Consider the following 1,229-nt stretch of genomic DNA (forward strand, 5'->3'; position numbering starts at 1 on the left):
GTCGCCGAGGTAGCCGTGGAGGCGCTGTGTGTTGTGCCAGTGCACCCATCCGAGGGTCGCGAGCTCGAGATCTTCGATGGTCTTCCACGGCTCGGGGCGTGCGGGGCCTCGGACGAGTTCGGCCTTGTAGTAGCCGTTCACGGTCTCGGCCAGGGCGTTGTCGTAGCTGTCGCCGACGGTTCCGATCGAGGGCGTGGCGCCGATCTCTGCGAGGCGTTCACCGTAGCGAATCGACGTGAATTGAGAGCCCGCGTCGCTGTGACACCGCAGATCCTCGTGGTGGGCGCCGCGGGACCAGCGGGCCATCTCGATCGCGTCGAGGACCATCTCGGTGCGCATGTGCGGCGCGCACCGCCACCCGACGATCATGCGGGAGAACCCGTCGACGATGAAGCACACATAGGCGACGCCGGCCCAGGTCGGCACGAATGTCAGATCCGTGACCCAGAGCCGATTCGGCGCCGTTGCGGTGAACTCCCGTTTCACGAGGTCCGGGTGCCGCGCCGACGAAGGATCCGGCCTGGTCGTCTTGATCCGCTTCGACCGCCTCGCGCCTTCGATCCCCGCGATCCGCATCAACCTGGCGGTCTGGTCCCGGCCGATCGTGATCCCCGCACGTCGGGCGGCTTTCCAGAGTTTGCGGACCCCGTAAACGCGATAGTTGGCTTCCCAGATCTCGACCAGCTGCGGCACCAACTCCTCGTCCCGCAGGGCACGAGCCGAGGGGGCGCGGATCTTGACGGCGTAGTAGCTGCTCGGAGCCACCTGCAACAGTCTGCAGATGAGCTCGACTCCGAGGCGACGGCAGTCCACGACGTCGTCTTTGTTCGCGTCGATGAACGCGACTACTTCCGGTAGTGGCGGTCGAGCTCCGCCCCGAAGAAAGACGCGGCTCGCTTGAGCACCTCGTTGGCCCGGCGAAGCTCCCGATTCTCTTGCTCGAGCTCTCGCACCCGCTGCGCCTCGGCGCTGCTCACGCCGGGGGCGACACCGTCATCGACGTCGGCCTGCCTCACCCACGTCCGCACGGACTCGACCCCGTAGCCGAGTTGCGTCGCGACGCGCTGCACGGTCCCTTGCGTGACGCCGAGCTCAGCGCGCAGCGTTCTCACCATCCGCACTGCGGCGGCCTTCTCCTCGCTCGAGTAGCGACGCGTTGTCGGCTTCCCATTCGCCAGTTCTTTGGGCATAACTCCATCCTCGTTTCCAAGGTCAGGAGTCTCCATCAG

General features: G+C 66.3%; 1 protein-coding gene and 1 other annotated feature. The gene reads right to left on the bottom strand.

Annotated elements, in window-relative coordinates; translation table 11 throughout:
- Window positions 1-1,190, bottom strand: a protein-coding gene (locus KZA10_RS15615) for an IS3 family transposase (RefSeq protein WP_256934959.1) whose coding sequence is annotated in 2 segments (ribosomal slippage) — window positions 1-887 and window positions 887-1,190 — 1,191 coding nt annotated over the 2 segments. Because the reading frame shifts where the segments join, the coding sequence is not laid out codon by codon here. This gene is flagged as partial in the annotation.
- Window positions 757-891: a sequence feature (AL1L pseudoknot), on the bottom strand. (Overlaps the previous gene by 135 nt.)
- Window positions 1,191-1,229 lie beyond the last annotated feature (39 nt).

The sequence above is a fragment of the Microbacterium sp. BF1 genome, assembly GCF_019279095.1.
Lineage (GTDB): Bacteria > Actinomycetota > Actinomycetes > Actinomycetales > Microbacteriaceae > Microbacterium > Microbacterium maritypicum.